Source organism: Enterococcus sp. C76, from assembly GCF_040886985.1.
Classification (GTDB): Bacteria; Bacillota; Bacilli; order Lactobacillales; family Enterococcaceae; genus Enterococcus_B; species Enterococcus_B lactis.
The window spans coordinates 73,049-92,311 of the sequence record NZ_JBFOEY010000011.1; the positions used below are offsets into that span (position 1 = coordinate 73,049).

The following is a 19,263-nucleotide window of genomic DNA, read 5'->3' on the forward strand; positions in this document are numbered from 1 at the left end:
TATTTTGAATAAGGGATTGTGACATATTTTCTGTCACAATCCTTTTTTTTCGTCAAAATATCTTTCTGCTAAAAAAAAGAAAAAATTGACGTAATTAGATGTTGAAGGGACGATTTTGCCAGAGCACACTGTTTCTTCGATTTCAAATGAAAGGAGTAATGAATGATTTTTACTGATCATTCTCTGTAAAAAGGAATAATGATAGAAAAAATCAGCAAGAAAATACTCACCTCCCCTAAGTTAATCGTTTGTATGTCTACGGTAGTTCTTATCTTTTGTATAGCCAGTGGTTTTTTATTGTCAAATCTGTTATTTCATAGAGAACCAGAAGAGATCGCTGCAAAAGAAATGCTTTCTCCATTTAGTTCCAGTGAAGAAAATCAATTGCCTGAAGGAAATACTGTAGAAGAGGATGCTCGTCCAAAGGTTATGTACACCGATATCAAAGGAAGTGTGAAGGAGCCTGGTATCTATTCGTTTTCTTCAGAAGAACGGGTCTATGATGTACTAAAGCGCGCAGGAGGATTATTAGAAGAAGCGGATAGCGATCGAATCAACTTTTCTGCGAAGATAGAAGATCAGCAAGTCCTATATATCCCTGCTGTAGGTGAAGAGCCGCCAGAACATCTTGATCAGTTGGCATCCCCCGAAGGAAAACAGTCTACAGCAGATTCCGAGCCTTCAAAAATAAATATCAATACAGCCAGTCCCTCAGAACTCCAGCAGATTCCTGGGATCGGATCAGTTAAAGCGCAAGAAATCATTCGATTTAGAGAAGAAAACGGATCCTTCCAGAAAGTGGAAGACTTGCAGGAGATCTCTGGTATCGGTGAAAAGACAGTTGAAAAACTAAAAAACTTCGTTACAATTAAATAGAATGATTCAGAATCAACTGAAAAGAGCAATAAATGGAGGCTAATGGATGACGGACTTCATTTCGGCAGTGAAGGATATGCTCTTTTGTCAGACATGATGATTCGGTATATTTAAAGAATATTTTGTTTAAGCAATGGAGTGCTTTTTTGATCAACTTGAAAAAACGGAGGAATGTAAACCATGTTAGAAAAATCTTCAAAAACATGCGATACGAACAAAGAAAAAATTACTGATAAGACTCAAAACAAACGCATTCCCTGGGACCAGTACTTTATGGCTCAGGCAGTATTGTTATCTTTACGCAGCACATGTACACGTTTAGAAGTAGGAGCGACACTTGTTAGGGAAAAACGGATCATTGCTGGCGGCTATAATGGAGCAGTCAGTGGAGATGTCCATTGCATAGATGAAGGCTGCTATGTTGTGGATGGACACTGTTTGCGAACGATTCATGCAGAGATGAATGCGCTGCTACAGTGCGCGAAACTCGGTATCCCAACGGAAGGTTCGGAAATCTATGTCACACATTTTCCATGTTTAGCTTGTACAAAAGCTTTGCTGCAAGCTGGTGTCAAAGGGATCAATTATCTCCATGACTATCGAAATGATCCGTATGCTCAAGCGTTGATTGAACAATTAGGCGTATCTGTACACCAAGTTGCTTTAAACTCGCAGCATTTTTCAAAACTTCAAAATGAATTAACAGGAAAACATGTTTAGCGTTTTAGAAAGGCATGTTCGAAATCGGTTGATTTTTCCGGCAATTACGTCGATGATTATTTGTTTGTTGTATGATACGGACAATTGGATTTATCGTTTGTTTCTTGCCGGAATTTTTTTGTGGTTTTCGCTAAAAGAAGGACGTTTTATCGCGTACTTCTGTATTGTTGGTAGCATAATGGTATCCGTTTCTTATAAGCTACAAGAATATTCATTTTTAGAGGAAAAAGAAACAGCTGCGCAAGTGACTTTATCTACAGATACGATTCGTGCAAATGGCAGTTTTTTGACAATGGAAGGAAGGTTGTCAGATAGTAAACAGAAGATACAGCTTTCTTATCAAGCAAACACCGAAGAGGAATTGAAAACTTGGCTTGGGTTCCGAGGGAAGGGGATAGAATTGACAGCTGAAGGCGAGTTTATTTCTCCCGAAAAAAAGCGAAATCTTTATACTTTTGACCAAGAAGCTTACTTCAGGAACCACAGAATCTCTGGTCGATTCCAAATTCAAAGGGTCGAAAAAATCAACATACAAAATCATTGGCGAAATTGGCTCCAGAGAAAAAGAGGCGCTTTTATTTCTTTTGTCCAATCTGAATTTCCGCAAAAAACAAGTGTATATATCAATTCTTTATTATGGGGTTATAAAGATTCAGGCTTCAGAGAATCAGAAGAAATTTTTAGAGAGAATGGTTTGCTGCATCTATTCAGCCTATCGGGATTACACATCCAATTTTATTTAGGGTGGCTGTATTATTTGTTTCGACGTATCGGATGGCCACTGCACGTCAGCATCATTCCGTTGAGTCTGCTAACTATCTGTTATGTTTCTCTTGCAGGCAGTTCTATTTCTGTCTTGCGTGCTAGTCTGTTGTTTTTATTGCGGTTGCTAGTCAAATTATTGAATAAACGTTACTCCTCTATGGACTTATTTGCAGTTGTCTTTTGGCTTCTTTTGCTATTTGATCCTCGATTTCTTTTTCATGCGGGCGGGCAGCTTAGTTTTTTCATGAGTTTTTTGTTTATCCTGATTTCTTTTGATGGAGATTGGATGAAAAAAACGGCTTCTCATGTCCTATTTACCATGATCACGATGCCATTGATTGTATGGCATTTTTATGAGTGGCCTCTTTTAGGCAGTCTTTTTACATTACTGGTTGCGCCGGTATTCAAGTTTCTTTTTCTTCCTAGTGTGTTCTTTCTGACGCTTTTCAATCGCTGGTTGCCGAGAACCTTACTTTTGCTGATAGAAGAGGGACTGATCTTGTTTGAACGAATGATCGATTCGTTTTCAGGATCGACTCTTGTTATAGGGCGTCTACCTCTTGTGCTATCAGGGGTATATATTTTCGGATTGCTGATTTGTATGGATAGATTGAACGAGCAGCCGATGAAACTCTTGTTTTATGTTGGTCTGTTTTCTTTGATGTTATTGACTTTGCCATTTTTACGTTTTTCTTCAACGATCGCTTTTATCGATGTTGGCCAAGGAGACAGTATCTTTTTGCAAAGTCCTTTTCGAAAGGAAACGATTTTGATTGATACGGGTGGGAAGTTACACTTTGAAAGGGAAAAGTGGGCGCAAGGTATTGCACGACCTCCTGCTGAAAGGAATATCGTTCCATATCTAAAAGGACAGGGAATAAGTGTGATCGATAAACTCATCTTGACACACGATGATACGGATCATGTGGGAGAATTGTCCACATTATCTCAGCATTTCACCATCAAAAAAATTTATATTGGCTGGGGTGCTGGACGAAATGAGCCGTTGCGAAGGCATTTAACAGAAGCTCAAAAAAATGGCACTAAAATCATTGAAGTCAAACATGGCGACAGGATCAAAGGCTATTATGATCTTTATGTATTGACCCCTTTTGAAAAGGGAGAAGGAAGAAATGAAGATTCGGTTGGTTTATGGCTGGACTATAATAATCAGCGTTTTTTGTTTTTAGGCGATTTGAATCAAGCGATGGAAGAACAGCTGCTTTCTATTTATCCTAATTTGAAAGCCGACGTAGTCAAATTAGGTCACCATGGTAGCCGCACATCAAGTAATACGGATTTTCTTTCCCGTATTGAAGCGAAACATGGAATTATATCCTGCGGAGTAAATAATCGTTATGGTCACCCTCACAGCGAAGTATTGGAGGCATTAGAAGAAAATCAGATAAGAACATGGCGAACCGATCAGCAAGGAATGATCACCTATCGCTGGCATCCAGTTTTTCATCCTCATGGTCTAGTGGAAACAATGATAGACTAGTAATTCTCATCTTCTCATGGTAGGATAATTTTGAAAGTGGTGAGTAATTTGAGTATACAAGCAGAGTTACAAAAAATACGTAAAGAAAAACTTGCATCTTGTTACTTGATCTTAGGAACAGAAAAGTTTCTCCAAGATCAAGTTCGGGCAGAAATAGTTAAAAAAATCAAATTAGAGGGCGAAGATGATTTAAATTTTTTAAGTTTTGACATGGAAAATGCAAGTTTAGAGGAGGTAGTGGCTGAAGCAGAGACATTGCCGTTTTTCGGAGATCAACGATTAGTATTTGTGGAGAACCCATATTTTTTAACAGGTGAGAAAGTAAACAACGGGATCGAACAAAATACTGATTTACTGACAGCTTATTTGAAAGAACCACTAGAATCGACTGTATTAGTATTTTTTGCGCCATATGAAAAGTTGGATGAACGGAAAAAAGTAACGAAACAATTGAAAAAAACAGCAACCATCATCAACGTCCAACAGTTGAATGAAAAAGAAGTACGTCAATATCTGATGAATACCTTAGAGAACTCTTCCATCAAAATGGAACGAAACGCCATTGATTTATTCTTGCGGTTGACCGACTTAGATTTATCCAAAATGATGAGAGAGTTACAGAAATTAATTCTTTATGGACAAAATCAACAGCAGATCACTGTTCGAGAAGTAGAACAATTAGTTCCTAAAACATTGGAACATAATATTTTTGACATGACCCAATATATTTTAAAAGGGAAGACAGAACAAGCCTTGCGTTTATATGAAGATTTAGTCATGCAAGGGGAGGAAACAATCAAAATCAATGCGATTTTACTTTCTCAATTACGTTTGTTTTTACAGACAAAATTTCTTGTAAAGATTGGCTATCAGCAGGCCAATATTGCAGAAACATTAAAAATCCATCCCTACCGTGTAAAACTTGCCATGCAAGAAGTAAGGAAATTCGATGAACAGTTGCTGGTACAATTATTTGATCAATTAGTCGAAATGGATTATCAAATCAAAACGGGGCAAATCGAAAAAGAATTAAGTTTTCAACTTTTCGTTTTGCGCACAGGGCAGTTGTTGAGAAATCGATAGGAAGAAAGAAGAAGCCAAAAGCATGCGGGAATACCGGTTGCTTTTGGTTTTTTTGACAAATAAAAAAACCGGCCGAAGCCGATTCTTTTACTTAGCGATTTTTTTGCTTAAACGAGATTTGTCGCGGTTAGCTTTGTTTTTGTGGATTAGACCTTTTGATTCAGCCATATCAATAGCTTTAACAGCTTCTTTATATAACGCATCTACGTTGTCAGCACCTGAAGCTACAGCATCTTCAAATTTTTTGATTGCAGTACGCATAGCGCTTGTTTGAGATGAATTTTTCACATTAGCGTTTTCGCTTGTACGAACACGTTTGATTGCAGATTCAATGTTTGGCATTAGTTTCACCTCCGATAACTTAAGTTCTTACGCGTGTGACCGCATAATTCAACATTCATTATTATACCTAAAGGCAGCGCGCTTTGCAATATGAACATGACAAGTTTTTTTCCTTAACAGTCTTTTATTTAAACTTTTTTATCAGTAAAAACAGATAAATCAAGCTGAAAAAATCAAAAAGACGCTATTGTGGGAGGCAATAGCGTCAAACCAAACTAGATTTTTATTTATCTATTTAAACAAAGATTGAATGGGAATGTTTGGTACTAAGTCATTATATAACAAAGAGAACCGTTTGCAAAGTTTTTTTTGAAAAGGGATACGATTCCCTGTTGTTCTTTGTTTTTCTATTAAGAAACTGCAGTTATTTTATAACCAGTCACCTTTGATCGGTAAAGGTTATTCTGGTGTACCGATTATTTTAATGTATTCATCAATATTTTTTATCAACATTTTTTTAATGACTAACTGATTCCGACGGTTCCATTTGCCACTTACTTCCAGTACATATTTATTTAGTGGCAAACGTAAGATGTACTTTGCCAAATAGCGATCTTTAAGCAGGCCATTGATCACACGGTCCTCAAGCTGCAAGTTGATTCCAGTCAGCATCATTGGCTGTTCTTGTAAAACATACGTATCAATTAAAAGACCTTCAAAAGTTTCCACAAGCGTCTTCCTTTCTTTCCAAAGTAACCTGAGAACAGGTACTGTTTCTTCCATTTTGATATTCGTTAAAGTGGATGCAATCATTCCTTCTTTTGTCCACTGTAATCTAGTATAACAAAAAAGAGGAGAAGAGCCAAAAAGAAAAAAGAGCATCGATTTCAATAGGAAGTCTCATTCGCTCGGTCATTGTTTAAAAAAAGCTCCTGCATCGCAGGAGCATCCCTATATCATTCTAATAGGACAATCAAAAAGCAGTATCTAACACATTTTGTATCAAATCAGGAAATAAAAGATAAGCTAAGCCCAGAATCAAAAGTACCGCTAAAAGAAACCAGCCAATTGTTCCTATGAAATACTTCAATTTTTCGAACATTGTATCACCTCGTTGTCAGTATATCACGGATCAGTAAATTGGGGGTGTTAAGAATCTCCTAAAAATAGGCAAAATTTGATCTATTTTCCTAAAGCAAATACTTGTAAGATGCAGTAAGTAATGCCAGAAGCAATGACTGGTCCGGCGGCGATTCCTCTTAAGAAGACAACACCTAAAATCGTGCCAAAAACAAGCGCAACAGTGATTTGCGGATCAGAAGCAATCAATCCTACGCCCTTGGAAGATAAGACAGCCACTAGCCCACCGCAAAAAACAGCTACCCAGCCGATAGGGGATTTAAAGGCTTCTAATAAATCACGTAGACCGATTTCTCCTGTTGCGATAGGGATCAGAATCGCTGCAGTGATGATCGTCACACCAATATTGATTCCTTTGCCTTGAAGCCAAGGGAAAAAGGAACGGGAGGCTGGTACGAGCTTCATAATCAGCACAAAAGCTGCCGCTATCATTAGACTTTGATTCTTAGCTAAAATTGCTACAAGTAAAATAATTCCTAAAAAAAGCCAACTTTCCATAAAATATATTCCTCACTTTCTTCGAAACAATCATAACATCTTTTTGGAAAGTTGCAAAAGCAGGAATTTATCCTTCGAAATCTATTCATACGCTGATCTTTTCATAAAATAAACAAAATCATAAAAAACTTCACTTATTTGGCAGAAGACAGCCGTGCTTGGTATAGTGGACAAGACTTACATTTTTTTGAAGAATCAGAAAGAGCAGGTAAAGGTCTTAGTAAGCGCAAGCCATTCAGAATAACCAATATCGTGCTTCCTTCGTGTCCTACTACTCCAAGAGGTAGATTTAAAAATTGCAAGAAGTTAGAAGCAATCAACAAGAGAATAACAAGAATCGAAAAAATGATATTTTGTTTGATAATCCGCCGCATTTTTAAAGATAGCCGATGACTGTAGACGAATTTATCTAAGTCATTTTTCATTAAGACGATGTCTGCGATATCCATTGCGGCGTCTGTTCCTTGTCCCATAGCGATACCTAATGAAGCAGCTGCTAAAGCAGGCGCATCATTGACTCCATCACCAACCATCGCATTTACTTGGTAACGTTCATTTTCTTTTTTGACTAGTTGTGTTTTTTCTTCCGGAGTACAGCTTGCATAGTAATGTTCGATCCCTACTTGTTCAGCAATAGCCTTTGCTGTGCCAGAATGGTCGCCAGTTATCATACTTGTATGGATGTTTTGGGATTTAAAGTAGGAAATCACCTGTTGGGCATTTGCTTTTGGAATATCCAACAGACCTAAAACAGCGATTAACTGTTGATCTTTAGAAAGATAGATTACAGTTTTTCCTTGATTTTCTAAACGTTCGATCATTTCCTCAATCTCTTTGCTGATTCTCATCGTCTCAGGATCATATGCATGTTTGCCAACTTTCCATTGCGCCCCTAAATAGGTAGTTTGTAATCCAAAACCAGTAATTTCTTCTATTGATAGGCATTGGATTGCTTCGGGTATTGTGCAATCGAAATATTGTAAAATCGCATGAGCAAGAGGGTGTGTCGTTTTTTGTTCCATAGCAACAAGAAGTTGTTGTGCCAAATCCTTCTCATCAAAGAAAAAGCTGTCAGTCACAACTGGTTTTCCTTTAGTGAGTGTTCCTGTTTTATCAAAGGCAATCGCTTTTAATTCAGAAAGCTTCTCTAAATGGATCCCACCTTTGATTAGGATCCCATTTTTTGCAGAATTTGAAAGAGCAGCTAGAGAAGCAGGAGTAGCAGATGCGACAAGCGCACAAGGAGAAGCCACGACTAATAATACCATTCCTCGATAAAAGCTTTCATCCCAACTCCAACCTAAGAAAAAGTGGGGGAGAAGGATCATTAGAGGCACAGCAAGCAAAATCAATTTTACATAATTGTTTTCGATCCGTTCGATAAATGAAGCTGTTTGAGTTGGCGTATTCTGCGCTTCTTCCACTAATTGGATAATCTTAGCAAAGACAGTTTCGGTACTCGTTTTTGTTACTCGAATTGTAATGGGATTTCCTTGATTCAGCGTTCCTGCAAACATCTCATCTCCTAAATATTTTTCTACAGGTACAGATTCACCGCTTAATGCAGACTCGTCGATCGTTGCCTGTGTGCTTTCTAAACAACCATCGATCGGAACAGCCGCTCCTTTAGCGACGAACACCAAGTCATCCACCTTTAATTGCGAAACATCTACTTCTTGCATTTGTCCGTTTTCTTTTAGTAACTGAGCTTTTTGTGGCTGAAGATTCATCAAAGCGGTAATTTCTTTTTGACTTTTATTGGTCGTGTATTCCTCTAATGCACCGCTTAAACAAAAGATGAACGTCAACATTGCTCCCTCAAAGTAATTACCAATCAAACAGGCACCAATAGCGGCTAAAGCCATCAATAAGTCCACATTCAGTGTTCGGTCATTCCACAATTCTTTCAAGCCTTCCGATGTTTGTTTGTATCCACCGATGATAATAGCGCTGATATAAAAAAGCGGGGTGATGGTGAGAGAGAGGCGGTCGAAAATAAAACCGGCAATCATAAATAAAAGACAGCCAATTGTTGCTGCAAAAGCTTTTTTCTGATTAGTCATCGTTATCAGTCCTCCTTGTCAAAACAAGGATAGCATAATAAAAATGTAATTGATAATAAAAACAGCTAAATGAGAACGATAATGGTTATCATTTGACTATGGAGCTTGATGCGGTTTTTATTATTTATAATAATTATCATTAAATAAAATAAAAAACCAGAACATTTCTCATACAAGAGAAGTGTTCCGGTTTTTCTTACATTGCGATAAACCAATAACCAATTAAAATGATACCAAGGATAATACGATACCAGCCAAAAGCGGTAAAGTCGTTTTTCTTCAAGTAACTTAATAAGAATTTAATAGCTAAGACAGAAACCACAAAAGATACGAATGTTCCTACAAGAAGAACAACAGTTTCTTCCATTTTGAATGAATTCCCTTCAGCTAAATATTTGACGATCTTCAAGCCGCTTGCGCCAAACATGACAGGAATCCCTAAGAAAAATGAGAATTCTGTAGCGACAAAACGCGAAGCGCCAATCAAGATAGCTCCTAGGATCGTTGCACCAGAACGAGATGTTCCGGGAACAAGTGCCAAGACTTGGAATAATCCAACAAGAAGAGCTGCTTGGTACGTAAAGTCATTCAGCGAAGTCCAACGAGGTGTTTTGTTTTTGTTGCGTTTTTCGACAATAATAAAGGCAATACCGTAAACGATCAAAACAATGGCAACGGGTAAGAACTTGTGGAAATTTGCTTCTAACCAATCATCCAAAGGCAAACCAATGATGATGGCTGGTATACAAGCAACGATCACTTTAAACCAAAGTGTCCAAGTATCTTTTTTTTCTATCGTTGATTTACTTGGAGAAAAGGGGTTTAATTTGTGAAAATAAAGAACGACGACAGCTAAGATCGCCCCTAATTGGATAACGACATTGAACATCGACATAAATTGTGAACTGGCATCCAGTTTGATGAATTCATCTGCTAGGATCAGATGACCAGTACTACTGATGGGCAGCCATTCCGTTATTCCTTCAATAATACCGAGAATCACTGCTTTGATAATATTTGCAAAAAACATAAATTCCTTCCTTCCCAATTAAGATACATCTTATAGTATACCGTTATTTTTTGATAAACCCAATCTGTTTTTTAATATTAAGAAAAACTTGAGAAATGAAGCAGATAAGTATACGAAGAAAAAAAGAAGACAAAGCCCTCGTTCAGACTTTGCCTTTTATGATTCTCTGTTAAAAATTAAAATATCCCATCATAAAAACGAGTCTCGACTATGTGCTTTCCCGTTTTCGATATAAGACGTATCGTTGATACCATGGATAGAAAATCGACCGTTTGCATAAGTAACCTTTGTTACACTGCCATTTAAAAGACCAGCACGAACAGGCTGTTTAGGATCAATCAGATTAAGCAAGAAGGCAATCGTCAAACCATGTGATACGACTAAAACATTTCCGCCGCCGTTTTTTTCGCAGTGATGGGCGATATCTTCAAATCCTGTCCACACACGATCTCGTAATGTTTCATAAGTTTCTGCCCATCCAGCCGTATCCAAGTTGTATACAGCATTGGCAATTTGTTCAAAAGAAACTTCTGTGGTAAACATCTCATCATAGGTTTTAAAATTCAATACGCGAGGAATCACACCCCACATTTCCATGTCATAGCCGCCTTCAAGAGATCCGAAGCACCATTCTCTGATCCGTTTCTCGATAAAATAAGGAATTTCTTTTCCCTTAGAATGTTCTCCTAGAATAATACGGGCAGTTTCGATCGCCCGACCACTGTCACTAGAATAAGCAAAAGAAAAGTCGACATCTTTTAACCCGCGCCCTAAATAATGGATGCCTTCTTGTCCTTGTTTTGTGAGTGGCGTATCACACCAGCCTTGTACGCGTTCGATTGTATTGAACATCGTTTTTCCATGCCGTACGATATAAAGTGTAGTTTCTGTCATTTTATTCTCCTCCTAAATCATTTTTAACGATTGAAAAAAGGATTTGTCCTTTTTTCCTGTTCAATCGTTGTTGCATCACCATGTCCTGGATAGACTGCAAATTCATCAGGTAAAACAAACAGCTGGGTCCGAATACTGTGAAGTAATTGTTCTAAATTCCCTGTATACAGATCGGTTCTACCGATACTTCCTCTAAATAGGGCGTCGCCAGAAACGACAAAATCATCAAAAATAAAGCTAACGCTTCCGATGGAGTGTCCTGGAGTAGGGACTACACGAAAAGACATGTTCCCTAAAGTATAAGTTTTCATTTCAAATTCATATTCTGCAGGCGAGACAATAATATCAGCAATATCATCATGTCGTCCGAGTCCAGAAAGGTTCAAAATCGGATCACCTAGCCATTTTTGCTCTAGTGGGCTGACATACACTGGGATTTGATAATATGCGCGTAAAGGTTCTACTGCACCGATATGATCGTAGTGGGTATGGGTAAGCAAAATCGCTACCGGCTGTTGGTTTGTTTTTTTGATTTCTTGTTTGATTCGTTCTGCATCTTCTCCAGGGTCAATGATCAAAAGTGCTTCTTCGTTGTAGACCAAATAACAGTTTTCTTCAATCATTCCTGTTTTTAATCTTTCGATATGCATGTGCATTCCTCCTTGATAGCCAAAACTTCTTTCATCCATTAGTATAACGCATTCATTGCTAGGAAACAAAAACAGGTACTTATTTCTCTTTACTTATCTGAATTATCAGACTATATGAAAAGTATTTGGATATTCTAAAGAGAAGGAAAGTAAGTTTTCATAGCATTTTAATATGTCCTTGTTACATTAGACTCATCCAAAAATCCAAATTCTATATCCTATATCCCTGCCTAATCAGCAGGGTGTTTTTTTATGCTTGAAAAGAGAGCTCTTTTTGCTAAACTAGGCTTTTTCAGGTAATCTTAGAGAGAAAGAGGTGGTGGAAATGATCAAACAGTCAAAAATATCTGTGCGGCACTTAGTAGAATTTATTTTGCGACGTGGAAGTATCGACAATCGTAAAAAAAGTAGCCATACTGCATTAGAAGGAGCAAGAATCCACCGTAAGCTCCAAAAAGATGCGGGAGAAGACTATGAAAAAGAAGTCTTTTTAAAAACAACAGTTCCATTAGATGAATATCACCTGATCGTTGAAGGCCGTGCAGACGGTATTTTCAAAAGAGATGGTATTTATTATATAGATGAAATCAAAACCTCCGAGCCACGATTTGAAGATTTAGAACCAGAACAAGTGGAACTTTTCTTTCATCAAGCAAGGGTGTATGCCTATATCTATAGTCAAGAACATGATTTACAAGAAATAAATCTGCAATTGACTTACTTTCAGACGGCTGAAGAAGTGATTACGAGAAAGGTCGAACATCAGACAAGAGAGCAGTTAGAAACTTTTTTTAAAAAACTGACTGAAGATTATAAAGAATGGCTTGTTTTTCAAGAAAACTGGCGCACTGTACGCAATGCCTCTTTGATGGCTTTGAAATTCCCCCATGATGAGTATAGGAAAGGCCAGCGTGAACTAGCGGTAGCTACTTATAAAACGATCCGTACGAAACAGAAATTGTTTGTAGAAGCACCTACCGGAACAGGAAAAACAATCTCTACGTTATTCCCCGCTTTGAAAGCTGTAGGGGAAGAAGAGGGAGAAAAGATCTTTTATCTAACGGCCAAAACAATAACTAGACAAGTAGCTGAAGATGCCATGATAGCATTAAAAGATACTGGAGCTGAAGTAAAAAGTGTCACTTTGACGGCTAAAGATAAGATCTGCTTTTTAGATGAGACGACCTGTAATCCAGATCAGTGCCCGTATGCCAATGGTTATTACAATCGTATCAACGAAGGGTTATGGGATCTTTTGAATCATGAGAATCAGATCACTCGAGAAGTCATCGAAACTTATGCAAGAAAGCATACACTTTGTCCTTTCGAACTATCATTAGATGTCAGTATCTGGTGCGACGTGATCATTGGGGATTACAATTATTTGTTTGATCCCACTGTTTATTTAAGGCGTTTTTTTGAAGATGAAAAAAACGAGGATTATCTGTTTTTGATTGATGAGGCACATAATTTGGTGAATCGTTCTCGAGAGATGTATTCGGCAGAACTATCTTATGAAAAAACGAAACGAAGTAAGGAAGCTATACCAAAGGAATTCAAAAAACTCCATCGTCGTTTCAACAAACTATTGAAAGAATTTGATACGATCCGAGAAATAGCAAAAGAAGATCATTGGGATTATCATCATCAAAAAGCACCAGCTGAATCTTTAGTAAAGGCAGGTTATCAATTAAGCGAAAAAATCAAAGAATGGCTAGCAGAATTTCCTGAGCATCCATCGCAAGAACAATTGCTTCCTTATTATTTTGATTTGCTTCATTTTTTGAAGGTCAGTGAATTTTATGATGATCACTATGAAACAACGGTCGAAAAAACGTATCACGATCTGATAGTAAAAGAGTTTTGTATTGATCCAAGCTTGTTTCTTGAGCAGTCGTTGGATAAAGGAAGAAGCAGTATCCTTTTTTCTGCGAGTTTTTCACCTCTATCTTATTATCAGGAAACACTGGGCGGACAAAAAAGTCTCGCTTACAAACTGCCGAGTCCTTTCCCAGAAGGAAACCAGCAAGTTTTCATTGCAAATTACTTAGAGACGACTTATCGAAACAGGGAACAAAGTCTGGCAAAATTAGTTGAGACGATCCATGCTTTTGCTGATGGAAAGGTCGGAAATTATTTCGTTTTCTTTCCTTCTTATCAATATTTAGACCTTGCGGCGGAAGCATTCAAACAGCAATATCCTGACAGCAATGTGCTGATCCAAGAAACGGACATGAATGAAGAAGAACGCGAACGATTTTTAGCAAAATTCCAAGCAGATCCCGATGAAACATTGATAGGATTTTGTGTACTTGGTGGGATTTTTTCAGAAGGAATCGATTTGAGAGGGAACCGATTGATCGGCAGTATGATCGTAGGTGTAGGGTTGCCGCAGATGAATCATGAGCAGGAACTGATCAAATCATATTATGATGAGAAGGAACACCTTGGATTTGCTTACGCTTATCAGCTTCCTGGAATGAACAAAGTCTTGCAAGCTGGTGGTCGAGTGATTCGTGGCATGGCGGATCAAGGAATCGTGGTATTGGCAGATCAACGATTTGCTCGTTTCTCTTATCGACGTTTATTCCCACAACATTGGCAAACAGCAAGAGAAGTACGAAGTGTTGGAGAATTGGAAGAAGGAATACAGCGTTTTTGGTCATCCAAAGAAGCAGTAAATGAAAAAAACGAGGGATGACAGATGTCAGCCTCGTTTTTTTCATTAACGATAGTTAGTGAATTGCAACTCGATTGGTAAGTCAAGTTTACGTAATAAAGCAATCACAGCTTGAAGATCATCACGGTTTTTACCTGTCACTCTAATCTGATCTTCTTGGATTTGTGCTTTTACTTTCAGTTTTTCATTTTTGATAGCTGTAGTGATTTTTTTCGCGTTTTCGCGATCGATTCCGTTGACCAGATCGGCAGTTTGACGAGCTTTGCCACCTAGCGCGTGTTCCGATTCGGAAAAATGGATATTTTTGATTGGCACATTTCTTTTGATCAACTTACCAAATAATACATCTTTGATCTGTTCGATTTTGAAATCATCATCGCTCAAGACAACTAGATTGCTGTTCTCTAATTTGATTTCTACCGTAGAATCCTTGAAGTCAAATCGATTAGTCAATTCTTTTGTTGTTTGCTGAATCGCATTTTTTACTTCTTCTGTATTGACTTCTGATACAATGTCGAAGCTAGCATCTTTTGCCATAAGAACCCTCCTGATATACGTATAAGTTTACTATACATCTATCTTATCATAGGAATGGGGCAGATTCTTACTTGTTTGCTAAAATTCTTCTCATTTGAGTTCGAAGTATTTTATTTTAATAGATAAACTGTTATTCTTACATTTGGAATAACAAAGTAGAGGAGAGGTGCTTGTGAGCAAAATTATGACTGCGTATCATAAAAATGAAAGATTAAAGAAAATAGTGGTTATTTTGATAACCGGATTGACCGCTGCGGTCGCTTTAAATTATTTTTTGATTCCAGCCAATGTCTTTTCTGCAGGGATGAATGGGATCGCTCAAATCATTTCCTCGCTTTTATATGAATGGTTTCATATCAAGGTAGACACAGGAACATTTATTTTTATTTTGAATATCCCTGTGTTTGTATTAGGGTTTCTCAAAGTAGGAAAACGAGCAACGATCCTTAGTTTTGTGAACGTTGTATGCGTATCAGTGATGACGATGCTACTTCCAGTCGGACAGATTACTGATAATATTTTGATGAATGCCTTAGTAGGCGGTGTCTTATTAGGTCTTGGCGTAGGGTTATCTTTAAAAATGGGCTTTACAACTGGTGGGATGGACATCATCTCTCTTGTGCTTTCACAAACAACTGGAAAAACAGTCGGAAATTACATGCTGATTCTAAATGGGATCATTGTAGTCATCGCAGGCTTCTTCTTTAACTGGGAAAGTGCCTTGTATACGATTATTTCCATTTATGCAATGACTCAAGTGATTGATGCCATCCATACGAGTCATCAAAAAGTAACAGCGATGATCGTGACCGTCAAACCGGAAGAGGTAACAGAAGAACTAGCGAAACGGATGGTACGTGGAATGACATTGCTTCCGTCTGTCGGTGGCTATTCAAAAAAACAAGGAAATATGATCATGATGGTCATCACCCGCTATGAAATGTATGATCTTGATCAGATCGTTCATGAAATCGACGACGATGCATTTATCAATATTTTACCAACTCATTCAGTATTTGGCCGATTTGCAAATGAAAACGAACAAAAAATGTATCGAACAACAGGTGTATTGCCAGAAATAAAAAATCGTTCACAAAAAAAATGAGGAATCAGATTTATTTTAGAATGAATTTAATGTATTCCATCTAACAAGGACATTTTATAAATTTAAACGAGAATCTTCCTTCTAAATTCTCATTTACAAGTAGTTAAAAAAAGAGTATGATAAATAAAAATCGTGTTAAGGAGTGTCGTACGATGAGCGAAGCAAACCAAGAACGGTCTGCGCAAGAAATAGAACTGATCAAAGAACGTATTCTTGCTGCCTTGGAAATGGTGATCGATCCTGAATTAGGAATCGATATTGTCAACTTAGGCTTGATTTATGATATAGAATTCAATCCTGAAAACGGAGAAACAGTCATCAAAATGACGCTAACAACTATGGGCTGTCCACTAGCCGATATTTTAACAGAATCTATCCATGACGCATTGAAAGAAGTGCCAGAAGTAACGAAAGCAGAAGTAAAACTTGTCTGGTATCCAGCATGGACGACCGATAAGATGAGCCGTTATGCACGGATTGCGTTGGGGATTCGATAGGGATCTTGACTGACTAGCTATGAGAAGTAAATAGTAAAAACAAAAAACCTTTTATCCTTTTAAGAAGAAAAGAGATAAGAGGTTTTTTGTTTATAAAATTTTGTCTGCTATATTAGAAGTTAATCAAATAAATGTGTTCTATTGATAAAGGACATTCAAATCTCTTTTCTTTTGCCATCCATCTTTTTTACATCAATTTGATTTTCGTATAGTATTCTTTCTCATCTTCGCGATAAATCGTGGCCCCATTTTTTTGCTGCGCCTTAAGACTGCCAAGATTTTTTTTATTTACAGACAAAAGTGCCTCATCGATGCCGATTTTTTTTGCCTCTTGCAATACTAATGCTAAACCTTGTGTTGCATATCCTTTTTTACGATAGTCAGGGGAGATGCCGTAACCGATATGGCCAGCGCCGTTTCTTAATGATTCGTTCAGTTTATGGCGCAGATTAAAAATTCCTACATACTCATGTCCATCATTTTCCAAAATAAAGACGGTTGCGGGAACGTAATTCTCAGGAAGATCGATCCCTAAAGAAGTGTTTTCGCATTTTTTTACATAATCTAAAAATTCAGCAAGTGTATAGCCGTAAGCATTGTTGATAAATCCATTCTCGTTTGGTCCGAAGCTAGTTTGCAGCCGATAAGCTTTCTCCAAATCTGCTTCCCATAGTTTGATCAATTTCATCGAATCCGCCTCTTCCTAAGTAAACATATTTTTTTCTACTATAGCACTATTTTGGTGAATAGCCATTCTTATTTTTATTTTTTGTGATGTATCGTATTAAGAATAATTTAACAAAATAAACGATTGCAGATTTTTGTTATTTATTGTATTGTTTTTATAATAGATGAATGCTCGTTATCTTTTGAAAAAATGATCTTATTGATTGATATTGAAAGTTCAAGATAAATTGAATTTTTAATAAATGTGTTATTTAATTTTTTTTCGTCCGTTGCTTATGATCACTAGAAAGGAGATCTCGTGAACTACTTTAGCGGTTATAAAAGAATTCCAGAAGGATGGCAACAAGCAGAAATAAAAAATGATCAGTATCAAAATGAAAGAAGAAGACAGTTGTTGGAGAAAATGAAGCAAAAACAGCTGAATCGAGAGAAAAAGAAGAACAAAGAAACGAAGAAAAAGCAGCAAAATAAAATAGCTACCGATCCCAGAGTCGTTCGTTTAAACAATGAAATGAATCAACTGAAGCAAGAATTGAGTAAAGCAAAAAAGCAAGTAGCTACTGTGAGCAAGAAAAGAAGAGAGGACAAGAAACACATCAGAGAGCTGTCACAGCAACTCGAACGACAGCACCAACAAGCAAAAGTAGAAAAAGAAGAGATGAGACAAAAAGTCATCGAACAGCAGAGGAAAACAGAACTATTGTATCAAAAATTAGAAGAAGTGGGCTGGGATACAGATAATCACGCACTTCAGGAACTCCAAAAACGTAACCAGATCATCATTTATTTGCTGCAAAAAAATAGCCAAATGCAACATTATCTAGAGAGAATACATAAAGCGTCAGATTTATTAAAGAAAAGAAATGATCGACTGAACAAGAAATTAGAAAAGCTTTCAAATAGAAATGCTACGTATCTGAAAATCATGGAGAAGAAAAAACAAGAACTGCAGCAGTTGTCTAAAGTCAACCAGCGACAAACAGAACAATTAGCAAAGGAAAAACAAAACTTCGTACAAGCAGCTCCTCAAGATCTGATCCATGCATTGATTCAGCAGTTAGACACCCAATCATTTTATAAGTTCAATCAGCTGAACAAGCTGTTCAATAGGTATCAATGGATCTTTGAACAACAAGCGAATGATTTGCAGTATCAAGAAACAAATATTTTTTATGGTTTTGTAGAAATAGAAGAGGGCAGCATTTATTTCCACGAGGTCAATACGGAGCAAAGAAGACCACTGATAGTAGAAGAGAGCTTTAAACGCAAAGATCTTTTAACAGATGGGATAGCAGTACGAGTACATCAAAAAACAGTAGACGGTCCAGTATATCTAAGGTATTGCTATCCTATCGTTGAACAGAATAAGTCAAAAAGAAGAAGCGACAAATATCTAAAGAGAACAAGTCAAAAATCTAAACAGCCAAGTAAAAAGCAATTGAGCATAGATGCTGAAAAGTGGGCATCATCACTCAAAATTGCTGTGATCGGGAACAAACAAATAAAAGGATTCGTAAAAGGATTGCAGAAATATGTAAAAACTGTCGAAAGAATCGACGCATATGAGTACGGGGAGAAAGCACTATTTGAAAGAATCCGTGCTGTTGACTATGTCTATGTTTGCATCGATAGCGTCCCGCATCATGTGACCAATTTTCTGAAAAGTGAAATTGAGCTTATGGAAAAAACAGAATTTTTTTATCGCCCTTCAATAGATGATGGAGTTACTCGGATGAACTATTTGTATTGGTTGCAAGAGGGAAAACGCGTAGAGATAAAAAAGAACAAAAAATATGTTCTTGACAAAAAACAAATGTAATCCTAAACTAGAACATGTGATGCGGCTATGGCGGAATTGGCAGACGCGCTAGCTTCAGGCGCTAGTGAGGGCGACCTCGTGGAAGTTCGAATCTTCTTAGCCGCATAATTTTTTTATATACTGAGAAAAGATATCGAGGGAGAGATCCCATCGGTATTTTTTTATAAAATCTGATATAAAATAGATTTCGGCAAGAAAGTCATAGAAGTAATAGATAAGCAAAAAACTCGCTCTGATGTGACAAAACAACTCAAAAAGAGGCCATGCGATGTATTCTTTCGCATGGCCTCTTCCTATTTTGAATGTGTTTAAACGTTCAAATAATGAATCTTAGTACCAACCGTTTGCTTCCCAGAATGCTTTCGCAGCTTCCCAAGAACCATAACGTGAAGCAACATATTGTTCTGCCACTTTTTCTTGGTTCGCAGCAGAGTAG

General features: G+C 37.4%; 18 protein-coding genes, 1 tRNA gene and 1 pseudogene. 9 read left to right on the top strand and 11 right to left on the bottom strand.

The window, feature by feature from the left end; all coding sequences use genetic code 11:
- Nucleotides 1–297: 297 nt before the first annotated feature.
- The 4 genes from AB3I00_RS12700 to holA all read left to right on the top strand — a co-directional run bounded on the left by AB3I00_RS12700 (nt 298) and on the right by holA (nt 4,945).
- Nucleotides 298–876: a helix-hairpin-helix domain-containing protein gene (locus AB3I00_RS12700; RefSeq protein WP_258080471.1), complete on the top strand. Its 579-nt coding sequence runs from the start codon at nt 298–300 to the stop codon at nt 874–876.
- Nucleotides 877–1,056: 180 nt separating this feature from the next.
- The gene (locus AB3I00_RS12705; RefSeq protein ID WP_368025363.1) at nt 1,057–1,596 is read left to right on the top strand and encodes a ComE operon protein 2; all 540 of its coding nucleotides are present in this window, start codon (nt 1,057–1,059) and stop codon (nt 1,594–1,596) included.
- Entirely contained in the window at nt 1,589–3,862 is a 2,274-nt protein-coding gene (locus AB3I00_RS12710) for a DNA internalization-related competence protein ComEC/Rec2 (protein ID WP_368025364.1), read from the top strand. Before AB3I00_RS12705 ends, AB3I00_RS12710 begins: the two co-directional genes overlap by 8 nt.
- Nucleotides 3,863–3,898: 36 nt before the next feature.
- On the top strand, nt 3,899–4,945 hold the full coding sequence (gene holA, locus AB3I00_RS12715; RefSeq protein WP_002335668.1) for a DNA polymerase III subunit delta: 1,047 nt from the start codon (nt 3,899–3,901) through the stop codon (nt 4,943–4,945).
- Nucleotides 4,946–5,032: 87 nt separating this feature from the next.
- Here the strand turns inward: holA and rpsT are convergent, their stop codons facing one another.
- The 8 genes from rpsT to AB3I00_RS12755 form a co-directional block, all read right to left on the bottom strand.
- On the bottom strand, nt 5,033–5,287 hold the full coding sequence (rpsT, locus tag AB3I00_RS12720) for a 30S ribosomal protein S20 (RefSeq protein ID WP_002292188.1): 255 nt from the start codon (nt 5,285–5,287) through the stop codon (nt 5,033–5,035).
- Between the two features lie 399 nt (nt 5,288–5,686).
- Nucleotides 5,687–5,956 carry a hypothetical protein gene (locus tag AB3I00_RS12725; protein WP_002289125.1) on the bottom strand — a complete coding sequence of 90 codons (270 nt, stop codon included), beginning with the start codon at nt 5,954–5,956 and terminating at the stop codon, nt 5,687–5,689.
- A gap of 244 nt (nt 5,957–6,200) precedes the next feature.
- A complete protein-coding gene (locus tag AB3I00_RS12730; protein WP_002292186.1) occupies nt 6,201–6,329 on the bottom strand; it encodes a hypothetical protein in 129 nt (42 codons plus the stop codon).
- 80 nt (nt 6,330–6,409) lie between these two features.
- Entirely contained in the window at nt 6,410–6,865 is a 456-nt protein-coding gene (locus tag AB3I00_RS12735) for a DUF441 domain-containing protein (protein WP_002315133.1), read from the bottom strand.
- A gap of 134 nt (nt 6,866–6,999) precedes the next feature.
- On the bottom strand, nt 7,000–8,928 hold the full coding sequence (locus AB3I00_RS12740) for a heavy metal translocating P-type ATPase (protein ID WP_070770591.1): 1,929 nt from the start codon (nt 8,926–8,928) through the stop codon (nt 7,000–7,002).
- A gap of 196 nt (nt 8,929–9,124) precedes the next feature.
- Complete coding sequence (locus tag AB3I00_RS12745; RefSeq protein ID WP_002309434.1) at nt 9,125–9,958, bottom strand: undecaprenyl-diphosphate phosphatase; 834 nt, start codon at nt 9,956–9,958, stop codon at nt 9,125–9,127.
- 189 nt (nt 9,959–10,147) lie between these two features.
- Entirely contained in the window at nt 10,148–10,852 is a 705-nt protein-coding gene (locus tag AB3I00_RS12750) for a histidine phosphatase family protein (protein WP_002329133.1), read from the bottom strand.
- A gap of 23 nt (nt 10,853–10,875) precedes the next feature.
- Nucleotides 10,876–11,502, bottom strand: a complete 627-nt coding sequence (locus AB3I00_RS12755; RefSeq protein WP_002315130.1) for an MBL fold metallo-hydrolase — start codon at nt 11,500–11,502, stop codon at nt 10,876–10,878.
- Nucleotides 11,503–11,827: 325 nt separating this feature from the next.
- Between AB3I00_RS12755 and AB3I00_RS12760 the strand changes: the two genes are divergently transcribed.
- Entirely contained in the window at nt 11,828–14,203 is a 2,376-nt protein-coding gene (locus tag AB3I00_RS12760; RefSeq protein ID WP_368025367.1) for an ATP-dependent DNA helicase, read from the top strand.
- Nucleotides 14,204–14,227: 24 nt separating this feature from the next.
- Here the strand turns inward: AB3I00_RS12760 and AB3I00_RS12765 are convergent, their stop codons facing one another.
- Nucleotides 14,228–14,719: a YajQ family cyclic di-GMP-binding protein gene (locus AB3I00_RS12765; RefSeq protein WP_002309430.1), complete on the bottom strand. Its 492-nt coding sequence runs from the start codon at nt 14,717–14,719 to the stop codon at nt 14,228–14,230.
- Between the two features lie 184 nt (nt 14,720–14,903).
- Between AB3I00_RS12765 and AB3I00_RS12770 the strand changes: the two genes are divergently transcribed.
- Nucleotides 14,904–15,824, top strand: coding sequence for a YitT family protein (locus tag AB3I00_RS12770; RefSeq protein WP_002316215.1), 921 nt, complete (start codon nt 14,904–14,906; stop codon nt 15,822–15,824).
- 152 nt (nt 15,825–15,976) lie between these two features.
- The gene (locus AB3I00_RS12775; protein WP_002292174.1) at nt 15,977–16,321 is read left to right on the top strand and encodes a metal-sulfur cluster assembly factor; all 345 of its coding nucleotides are present in this window, start codon (nt 15,977–15,979) and stop codon (nt 16,319–16,321) included.
- Nucleotides 16,322–16,508: 187 nt separating this feature from the next.
- On the opposite strand, the gene AB3I00_RS12780 is transcribed toward AB3I00_RS12775, so the two are convergent.
- Entirely contained in the window at nt 16,509–17,009 is a 501-nt protein-coding gene (locus tag AB3I00_RS12780; RefSeq protein ID WP_086286063.1) for a GNAT family N-acetyltransferase, read from the bottom strand.
- 297 nt (nt 17,010–17,306) lie between these two features.
- Here AB3I00_RS12780 and AB3I00_RS12785 point away from each other — a divergent pair, with 297 nt between their 5' ends.
- Together AB3I00_RS12785 and AB3I00_RS12790 are read left to right on the top strand one after the other, a co-directional pair.
- Nucleotides 17,307–18,827, top strand: a complete 1,521-nt coding sequence (locus tag AB3I00_RS12785) for a hypothetical protein (RefSeq protein WP_113844672.1) — start codon at nt 17,307–17,309, stop codon at nt 18,825–18,827.
- Nucleotides 18,828–18,848: 21 nt separating this feature from the next.
- Nucleotides 18,849–18,932 (top strand) — tRNA-Leu (locus AB3I00_RS12790).
- 225 nt (nt 18,933–19,157) lie between these two features.
- On the opposite strand, the pseudogene AB3I00_RS12795 reads toward AB3I00_RS12790, so the two are convergent.
- A pseudogene (locus tag AB3I00_RS12795) lies at nt 19,158–19,263 on the bottom strand (peptidase M23); the annotation flags it as partial.